The sequence below is a fragment of the Clostridia bacterium genome, from assembly GCA_024653205.1.
Taxonomy (GTDB): Bacteria; Bacillota; DSM-521; order Neomoorellales; family SLTJ01; genus JANLFO01.
Window position 1 is genome coordinate 105522 of record JANLFO010000006.1, and the last position, 9048, is coordinate 114569.

Below are 9048 nucleotides of genomic sequence, written 5' to 3' on the forward strand. Positions count from 1 at the left end.
GATACTCTTCCTTCAGTGCGTTTCACCCTTTCGCTTCAGAAGTTCGGGCACCTTTTCCGGCGTCAGCCGGCCGAAGGTTTCCTGATTGATCATGGCCACCGGTGCCAGGCCGCAGGCGCCCAGGCAGGCCACCCGCTCCAGACTGAACTTGCGGTCCGGGGTGGTGCTGCCGGCCGGAATGCCCAGGGTTCGGCTGAAAGCCTCCAGGATGGCCTGTCCGCCCCGTACGTGGCAGGCCGTGCCCAGGCAGACCCGGATGGTGGTTTCTCCCCGGGGTTGGAGCGAAAACTGGGCGTAAAAGCTGGCCACGCCGAAGACTTCGGCCATGGGCCGGCGCAGCTCCCGGGCCACGGCCGCCATGTACTCCCGGGGGAGATAACCGAAGCGGCGCTGGATTTCCTGCAGCACCGGGATGAGGGAGCCTTCCTCGTCCCGGTGGCGATCTAGGATCTTGGCCAGAGCCTCGGGAAGCGGCGCCAGGTGGGTCGCCTCCGGTCCTCCCGGCCATATTTCCTGCTGCGGAGTGACGGGCATTCGGTAGTTACCCCCCGATCACGCATGCTTCAAAACTGCGGCTTCCATCAAACCGCCGCTGGCCTGTTACCCGAGGCGCGCAGGCTAGCGAGTCTCGCCTAGGTCGCCGGACCGCTCTGGCTCTACCTGCGCCTGGGCCCGGACCGTGCCGGTCCGGCGGCCGGAAGCCGCCACCCGGCCGCCCGGGGCTCGAGCCGCCCGGGGCGCTTCTCCGGCCTCCACCGCCCGCGCCGGCTCCTCCCGGGCCAGGGCCGCTCCCCCGCCTTTTAGCTCCGGTATGCGGGCCTCGGGGTCTAGCCCGGCGTGGGTCAGCCGGTTGGCCGCCGCCTCCGGGTAGTGGAAGGGCACGAAAACCTCCTTGGGTTTCACCCGGTCGGTGATGAAGGCCCGGCAGCGGATGCTTCCCCTGGGAGAGCTTACGGCGATCAGGTCTCCCTGGTTCACCGCCAGGCGTTCGGCGGTCTGGGGATGAACCTCGGCGTAGGGGTCGGGCCGGAACCGGGCCAGGCCGTAGGAGCGCCGGCTCATGGTGTTGGTGTGGTAGTGGTAGAGGTGGCGGCCGGTGAGCAACAGATACGGGTAGTGGTTGTCCGGCCACTCTGCCGGAGGCACGAACTCCACGGCGGCGAAGCGGCCCCGGCCGCCGGCGAACCGACCGTGGTGCAGGAACCTGGTGCCGGGGTGGCTCCGGTCCGGGCAGGGCCACTGCAGGCCCTCTTCTTTCAGCCGCTCGTAGGTGATCCCACCGTAGATAGGTGTCAGGCGGGCTATTTCCTCCATTATTTCCGCCGGAGAGGCGTAATCCATAGGGTACCCCAGGCGCCGGGCCAGGTCCGCCACGATCTCCCAGTCCGGCCGGCTCTCTCCCACCGGGTCAATGGCCCGGCGCACCCGCTGCACCCGGCGCTCGGTGTTGGTAAAGGTCCCGTCTTTCTCGGCGAAGGAGGCGGCCGGCAGCACTACCTGGGCCAGCCGAGCGGTTTCGGTGAGGAACAGGTCCTGCACCACCAGAAACTCCACCCGGCGCAGGGCCTCTTCCATGCGGTTGAGGTCCGGGTTGCTCACCAGGGGGTTCTCGCCTACCACGTACAGGGCCTTGATCCGGCCTTCCATCGCCGCCTGGAACATTTCCACCACGGTCAGGCCGATCCTTTCCGGCACCGGCCGGCCCCAGGCGGCGGCAAAGCGCTGCCGCGCTTCCCTGTTATCCACCCGCTGATAGCCGGGCAGGTAGTTGGGCAGGGCTCCCATGTCGCAGGCGCCCTGGACGTTGTTCTGGCCCCGCAGGGGGTAAATGCCGGTGCTGGGCCGGCCCACATTGCCGGTAAGCATCACCAGATTGGCCAGGGCCCGGACGGTGGCCGTGCCGGATACGTGCTGGGTTACGCCCATGGCGTAAAGCACCGTGGCCCGGCGGGAGGAGCCGTAGAGCCGGGCGGCGGCCACGATTTTTTCCGCCGGCACCCCGGTCAGGGCGCCGGCCCGCTTGGGCGGGTAGCGCTCCAGCACCGGCAGGAGTTCCTCAAAGCCGGTGGTGCGGGCGGCGATGAACTCCGGGTCGTGCAGGCCTTCTTTGAGGATCACGTGCATCATTCCGTTGATGAGGGCTATGTCCGTGCCCGGCACCAGGGCCAGGTGGAGGTCGGCTATTTCCGCCACGGCGGTGCGGCGCGGGTCGATGACGATCACCTTGGCGCCCCGGCGGTGGGTCCGCTGCAGCCAGAAGTAGACTACGGGATGGGCCTCGAAGGTGTTGGAGCCCACCACCAGGATGACCTCCGCCTCTTCCAGCTCGGCAATGGGGTTGGTGGCCGCGCCGCTGCCGAAGGCCTCGGCCAGGCCGGTAATGGTGGAGGCGTGGCACAGCCGGGCGGAGTTGTCCACATTGTTGGTGCCGATCACCGCTCGGGCCAACTTCTGCAGCAGGTAGTTCTCCTCGTTGGTGGCCTTGGCGGAGCTGATGATGCCGATGGCGTCGGGGCCGTAGCGATCCCGGATCTCGCTCAGGCGCCGGGCCACGAGGTCCAGGGCCTCCTCCCAGGAGGCGGCGCGCCACCCCTCGCCGTTGCGGATGAGAGGCTGCCGTAGCCGGTCCGGGTGGTGCACGAAGTCCCAGCCGAAGCGGCCCTTCACGCAGAGGAGGTTGCGGTTGGCCGGCCCGTTGGCCGGCACCGCTCCCACGATTTCGCCCCGGTTCACCAGCAGGGTGAGGGCGCAGCCCACGCCGCAGTAAGGGCAGACGGTGGGCACGCGGTCCACGTCGAACACCCGGCCCTTGCCTTTAATCAGCTTGGGCTGCAGGGCGCCGGTGGGGCAGACGTCGATGCAGTTGCCGCAGAAGATGCAGGGTGAGTTCTCCAGCGGCCGGTCCAGGCCGGCCACGATTTTGGCCTCAAAGCCCCGGTAGCCGAAGTCGTAGACGTTCACCCCCACGTTTTCCGCGCAGTGGTACACGCAGCGGCCGCAGAGGATGCACTTGGTGTGGTCGCGCTCGAAGAAGGGGTTGGTGTCGTCCCGGGGGTAGTCCCGCCGCAGGCCGTGGTATTTGGGAACCTTGATTCCGTACTGGTAGGCGTAGGCCTGCAGCCGGCAGTCGCCGGTTTTCTCGCAGGTGAGGCAGTCCAGAGGGTGGTTGGCCAGCAGGAGGTGCAGGATCACCTTCCGGGCCTGGATCACCCGTTCAGACTCGGTGTGCACTACCATGCCTTCGGCCACCGGCGTGGAGCAGGAGGCGGGCAAATTTCTCGCCCCCTCCACCTCTACCACGCACAGGCGGCAGGAGCCGATTATCGAAAGCTTGGGGTGATAGCAAAGGTGGGGGATGGCGATGCCCGCCGCCCGGGCGGCCTGGAAGATGGTCTGGCCCCGGGCGGCCAGCACCCGGCGGCCGTCGATGGTCAGCTCGACCAGATCCTCGGCCGGCGGCGGCGCCCCTTGGTTTATGTCCTCGGCCCGGGGTTGGTGCCGCGAGAGGGCGGCGTCTTCCTGACGGATCCCTGGCCTGCCCGCCCGAGAACGCGGATCATCTGGGGTACTAGCGGGTGGCGGCTGCCGCATGGAGCGCTTCCCCCTCCCTTGGGTTTGGCCTGCCCGGGGTTAAAGCGCAGACCCCCGCGGGGCACACCCGGTTCTCGATGTGGGCCAGGTATTCGGAACGGAAATAGCGCAGGGTGCTGAGCACCGGGTTGGGCGCGGTCTGGCCCAGCCCGCAGAGGGAGGTATCCTTCATTACCAGGGCCAGCTCTTCCAGCCTGTCCAGATCCTCGTGGCTGCCCTGGCCGGCGGTCAGGCGCTCCAGGATCTCCAGCATCCGCTGGGTGCCTTCCCGGCAGGGGGTGCACTTGCCGCAGGATTCCCGGCGGTTGAAGGCGGTGAAGAAGCGGGCCAGGTCCACCATGCAGGTGCTATCGTCTAACACCACCAGGCCCCCGGAGCCCATCATGGCTCCGGCCTGGGTAAGGGAATCGTAGTCCACCGGGGTGTCCAGGGCCGAGGCCGGCAGGCATCCGCCCGAGGGCCCGCCGATCTGCACCGCCTTGAACCGGCGGCCGGCGGGCAGGCCTCCCGCCAGGCCGAACACTATTTCCCGCAGGGTTATGCCCATGGGCACCTCCACCAGGCCGCTGCGGAGCGCCTTGCCGGTGAGGGCGAAGATCTTGGTGCCCCGGCTGCCGGAGGTTCCCAGGGCGGCAAACCAGTCCGGGCCGTGCTCGAGGATGAGGGGCACGTTGGCCCAGGTTTCCACGTTGTTGATGTTGGTGGGGTAGCCCCAAAGCCCCCGCTGGGCCGGGAAGGGCGGGCGCGGCCGGGGCATGCCGCGCTTGCCCTCCACCGAACTCATCAGGGCGGTCTCTTCCCCGCAGACGAAGGCTCCCGCTCCCTCCCGGAGCTTAATTTCCAGGCTGAAACCGGTGCCCAGGATGTTCTCCCCTGCCAAGCCGTACTGGCGAGCCTGGGCCAGGGCGATCTTGAGCCGCCTCACCGCCAGGGGGTACTCGGCCCGCACGTATATGTAGCCGTGGGTGGCGCCCATGGCGTAAGCTCCGATCAGCATCCCCTCCAGCACCGCGTGCGGGTCTCCTTCCAGGAGGCTGCGGTCCATGAAGGCTCCCGGGTCGCCCTCGTCGGCGTTACAGACCACGAATTTCTTTTCCCCCGGGGCCTGGCGGGCGAACTCCCACTTGAGGCCGGTGGGAAATCCGGCTCCGCCCCGGCCGCGCAGGCCCGAACGCTTGACCGCCTCGATAACCTGCTCCGGATCCATCCGGGTCAGCACCTTTAGAAACGCCCCGTAGCCTCCCCGGGCCAGGTATTCGTCTATGCTTTCCGGATTGACGAAGCCGCAGCGCCGCAGCACCCTTCGCTCCTGGCGGCGGTAGAAGTCCAGCTCCGGGAAGGGCCGGCCTTCCTCGTAGATGCGGCCCACCACCCATTCCTCCACCGGCCGGCGGTGCCGCAGGTGCTCCTCCAGAATGCGGGGCACGATATCCGGCCCGACCCGGCCGTAGCTTACCCGGGGCTCGCCGGGGAGCAGTACGTCCAACAGGGGCTCGGCATCGTCCAGGCCGATGCACCCCACCGGTTTGACCGTGGCCGCCAGGTGGTGTTCCCGAAGGTATTCCCGTACCGCCCGCCAGACCTCGCCCGCGCCCGCCGCCAGACCGCAGGTGCCCATGCCTACGGTTACCTGAGGTTGCCGGAAAGGCCCGGCGGTCATAAGTTCGCGCCGTCGGGCGGCGAATTCTTCTAGCTGCAAATCGTTCCCTCCATTTCATCCTTAGGCTGGCCTCAGGCCGGGTAGGGTATGCGCCGAGGCCGCCCGAGTTGGTTCTGAACGGCCGGAGAGCCATCTACGGGATACGCAAACCTCACCGGCGTTCGGCCGTGTCTGGGCCGAAGGGCCGGTTCGGGGAATACTGGCTTCGGGATGGCAACGGTGGCCGGGAATAAGGTTGGTTGGTGAGGCAGGAACGGGGCGGAGAACGTCTAACCTTAGTCATTAACGGGGAAACGTTCCGGAACCAGACCAGGAAGGAGGAGGTAGGCTTTGAGTCTCCCGGGAGCCGAGTGCAACCTGGAGCGTAACCGCCAGAAGTGCACCTGCACCTACGAGCCGTGCTCCCGTAAAGGCAAGTGCTGTGAATGCCTGAGCTACCACTGGCGCCACGGGGAGTTACCGGGATGTCTTTTCCCGCCGGACGTAGAAAGGACCTACGACCGTTCCCTGGCCCGCTTCCTAAAGACGTATGGCAGCGCCAAATCCTAGCTGCCTCGGTTTCCGATTGCCCGTCCGGGGGGTCTGGTGCTCATGATAGGTGTCGAGGTTCTGACCAACTTATTCGCTGCCCTGTTAGAGTTCTCCTGGCATAACGCGGTTATGTTAGCCCTGGCCGGGCTGCTGCTCTATCTGGCCGTGGCCAAGGAGGTAGAGCCCCTCCTGTTGGTGCCCATCGCCTTTGGGGCCCTTCTGGTGAATCTCCCCTTGACCGGGTTGATGGAGGAGCATGGCCTCCTTCGCTACTTCTACCAGGCGGGCGTGCTCACGGATATTTTTCCCTGCCTGATATTCATAGGAATCGGGGCCATGATCGACTTTAGTCCTCTCCTCCAGAACCCGCGGGTGCTGTTCTTCGGCGGCGCCGCTCAGTTCGGCGTCTTCCTGACCCTGCTCATAGCCTTGGCCCTGGGATTTGATAAATTGGAGGCCGTGGCGGTAGGTATGATCGGTACCTGTGACGGGCCGGTGGCTTTCTTTGTAGCCAGCCGGTATGCGCCTGAAATTCTGGGACCGGTGGGAGTCGCGTGCTATTCCTACATGGCCCTCGTACCCATAATCCAGCCCCCGCTGGCGCGGCTGCTGACTACCCGCGAGGAGAGGGGCCGGGTGATGTCGGCGGCGATTTATAGCCGCCCGGTGTCCAAGACCGTGCGGGTGCTCTTTCCATTGGTAGTAAGCGTGGTGACCCTGCTCATCGTCCCCATGGGAGCCCCCTTGATGGGCATGCTGATGCTGGGCAACTTCCTTAGGGAGTGCGGGGTAGTGGAAAGGCTATCCCGAGCGGCGCAGAACGAACTGGTTAACGTAACCACGCTCTTGCTGGGCCTTGCGGTGGGCGCTACCATGGAGGGCCGTACCTTCCTGAGACTAGAAACCCTGGCCATTTTCGGCCTAGGCCTCGTGGCCCTGGTTGGGGATACCGTGGCGGGGATACTCGTAGCCAAGTTAGTAAACCTGTTTTCGCGAGAGAAGATAAACCCTCTTATCGGGGCTGCAGGGATATCCGCCTTTCCTATGTCGGCTAGGGTAGCCCACCGCCTGGCGGCGGCGGAGAACCCCCAGAGCTACCTGCTGATGCACGCCATCGGCGCTAACACCAGCGGGCAAATAGGTTCGGTGGTAGTTGCCAGTGTGGTCCTGGCCATATTGCGGGCCCTGGGATTGATCTGAGCGGGGGTGAGCCCTTGACGGGAAACGAACTTCAGTTTGGCCTAGAGATCCTTGCTTGGGGTCTGGCGCTTACTTTCGCCATCCTTTACCTCGTGGTGCTGGTAGTACGGTCGCTAGGACTTCTTTTTCCGTCTGAGAGGGGAAAGAACGGTTCCTCCCAAGCCTCCTAAATGCCGCGGGTGGCTAGGTCAGGGCGAAGGCCGTGGCCACCGTAACCACGCACACCGTGCGGGCTCCGGCGGCCAGCAGGACCCGGCTGCATTCGCGCACCGTGGCCCCGGTGGTCAGAGTATCGTCCACCAGTAAGATGGAGGCGCCGGCCACCGCTTGCGGGTCGGGAACGGCAAAAGCGCCGGCCAGATTGACCATCCGGTTGGCGCGGCTGAGACCTACCTGCGGCGGCGTTTCGCGAGTTCGTACCAGCGGCTCGGCAAGCGGAAGGCTGCGGGCGCGGGCCAATTCCCTGGCCAGAAGCGCGGACTGGTTAAAGGAGCGCTCGGCCAGGCGCCTGGGGGAAAGAGGCACGGGAACCACCAGGTCGAAGTCGATCGGCGGCGGTGCCTCCTCCAGGGCCAGGAGCAGGAGACGGCCCAGGGGGGCGGCGAGGCGGCGGCGGCGGTAGTATTTTAGCTGTTGCAGCGCCTGGCGCAAGTGTCCCTCGTAGACGCCGGCGGCGCGGGCCCAGCGGAAGGGCGGGGGGTCGGGACGGCAGTCGCGGCAGAGCCCGGGCCCGTGAAGCAGGCGGCCGCACCGGTGACAGGGCTGGTAACGGCCCTTCCAGGCTCTTACCTCGGCCAGACAGTCCGGGCAGATGCCGGTTTCGCCGCGACGACGCTGCCGGCAGAAGGGGCAGCGGTTGGCGAAAGGGTACAGAAGCTCCCAGAGGCCGGCAACCAGTTCCCGCCCAAGACGACGTTTGAGGTCCATCATCTTTCTAACCGCCTCCGTCTAACCGGCAGCCTCTCTGTCTATTTCCCTGCCTGCTCCCAATAAACCTGCCGTATATCTCGTACCGGGCCTGCCTGGCGTGCCACGGTGGCGTCCGTGCGGGCTGGCGTACGTGGGCTCAGATCGGCTCGGGCCCGGCCGGCTGGGAGGCTAGCGGCCGGGCCCGTCGGGGGAAGGCACCGAAATTCGGACTGCCGTGCGGTGAATTACGGCGCCCGGGTAGGCTCGGGCCAGCCGGGTGGCGATTTCGGTGAGCAGGGGCGAGAAGCCCGGGTCTATCAGGTACACCGATATGGTCCTTCCCTGCCAGGAGGCAGACCAGACGGCCCACCTTACCCCGACCTCCAGGGAATCGGCCAGCGAAGGCAACAGGTGAAGGCAGAGAGTAATCGGATCGCCCTTTTCCCGGCAGATGCTTTCCCCCCAGATCAGTAAGGCAATTACGGCCAGGCTTGCCAGCGGCAGGAGATAGGGCAGCACCTGGCGCATACTCTCACCCCTGCTCCAGGCTATGAAAGCACCGTCAGGGTGGTTACGCCAGGAGATTCCAGCGTTACCGCCGGGTCGGGTTGGCAAGGCTAAAACCGAAAGCAAGCAAAGGAGGGCGGACGCGGTGATCGACAGCTGCCTTCGTTGCGGGCGGTCGCTGGGACTGGTGGAGGACGTTCTGGAGGGCAATCCGGTTCTGGTGCCCGGACGCGGCGAACTCTGCCCCGAATGCTACCGCAGTCTCACGCCGGAGGAATACCGGCATTATTTTGCCCGGTAGCTTCTGACCGGGTCGTCCGGGGAGGGTGGCCACCTCGCCCGGCCCGGGGCTTTTTGGTTTGGTCCGTAGGGACCGGAACGGTCACAGGGGTTGCAGGAGCTGAAGGAAATCGAGGGACTGCGCCAGAATTATGTTAAAAGCCATCCCGAATTGCTATACCAAGACGCAGAGGGGAAAGACCGGGAGGCACCGGAAGAGCAGGCAGGGTGAGGCGGTGGGCCGTGGCGGCCTACTCAGGCGTAGGTCGAGGCCCGAAGCCGACCTCAGGGTTGACAACCTGAGAAACCGTTCAAAAGGGGGAGGTTGTGATGGGATACGGGTACCTGGGCAGGGCGCTGTGGGTGGACCT

General features: G+C 66.0%; 7 protein-coding genes and 1 pseudogene. 3 read left to right on the forward strand and 5 right to left on the reverse strand.

Features of this window, described 5'->3' with window-relative positions; genetic code table 11:
- Positions 1–12: 12 nt before the first annotated feature.
- From nuoE to nuoF, 3 genes and pseudogenes are all read right to left on the reverse strand, one after another.
- A complete protein-coding gene (nuoE, locus tag NUV99_04865; GenBank protein MCR4419451.1) occupies positions 13–534 on the reverse strand; it encodes an NADH-quinone oxidoreductase subunit NuoE in 522 nt (173 codons plus the stop codon).
- An 84-nt stretch (positions 535–618) separates the two neighbouring features.
- Positions 619–3591: a formate dehydrogenase subunit alpha gene (gene fdhF / locus NUV99_04870; protein ID MCR4419452.1), complete on the reverse strand. Its 2973-nt coding sequence runs from the start codon at positions 3589–3591 to the stop codon at positions 619–621.
- 46 nt (positions 3592–3637) lie between these two features.
- Positions 3638–5251, reverse strand: a pseudogene (gene nuoF, locus NUV99_04875) (NADH-quinone oxidoreductase subunit NuoF).
- Between the two features lie 330 nt (positions 5252–5581).
- Between nuoF and NUV99_04880 the strand changes: the two are divergent.
- On the forward strand, positions 5582–5800 hold the full coding sequence (locus NUV99_04880) for a DUF6485 family protein (GenBank protein ID MCR4419453.1): 219 nt from the start codon (positions 5582–5584) through the stop codon (positions 5798–5800).
- A gap of 42 nt (positions 5801–5842) precedes the next feature.
- Positions 5843–6982: a sodium ion-translocating decarboxylase subunit beta gene (locus NUV99_04885; protein MCR4419454.1), complete on the forward strand. Its 1140-nt coding sequence runs from the start codon at positions 5843–5845 to the stop codon at positions 6980–6982.
- 183 nt (positions 6983–7165) lie between these two features.
- Here NUV99_04885 and NUV99_04890 read toward each other — a convergent pair whose 3' ends face one another.
- Both NUV99_04890 and NUV99_04895 read right to left on the reverse strand, forming a co-directional pair.
- Entirely contained in the window at positions 7166–7912 is a 747-nt protein-coding gene (locus tag NUV99_04890; protein ID MCR4419455.1) for a ComF family protein, read from the reverse strand.
- 168 nt (positions 7913–8080) lie between these two features.
- Positions 8081–8419, reverse strand: a complete 339-nt coding sequence (locus NUV99_04895) for a hypothetical protein (protein MCR4419456.1) — start codon at positions 8417–8419, stop codon at positions 8081–8083.
- 124 nt (positions 8420–8543) lie between these two features.
- Here NUV99_04895 and NUV99_04900 point away from each other — a divergent pair, with 124 nt between their 5' ends.
- The gene (locus NUV99_04900) at positions 8544–8699 is read left to right on the forward strand and encodes a hypothetical protein (GenBank protein MCR4419457.1); all 156 of its coding nucleotides are present in this window, start codon (positions 8544–8546) and stop codon (positions 8697–8699) included.
- Positions 8700–9048 lie beyond the last annotated feature (349 nt).

Excerpts from the sequence above, each read along its gene's own strand:
- NUV99_04895 (MCR4419456.1), bottom strand. The coding sequence starts at position 8,419 with ATGCGCCAGGTGCTGCCCTATCTCCTGCCGCTGGCAAGCCTGGCCGTA.
- fdhF (MCR4419452.1), bottom strand. The coding sequence starts at position 3,591 with ATGCGGCAGCCGCCACCCGCTAGTACCCCAGATGATCCGCGTTCTCGG.
- NUV99_04890 (MCR4419455.1), bottom strand. The coding sequence starts at position 7,912 with ATGATGGACCTCAAACGTCGTCTTGGGCGGGAACTGGTTGCCGGCCTC.
- nuoE (MCR4419451.1), bottom strand. The coding sequence starts at position 534 with ATGCCCGTCACTCCGCAGCAGGAAATATGGCCGGGAGGACCGGAGGCG.
- NUV99_04885 (MCR4419454.1), top strand. The coding sequence starts at position 5,843 with ATGATAGGTGTCGAGGTTCTGACCAACTTATTCGCTGCCCTGTTAGAG.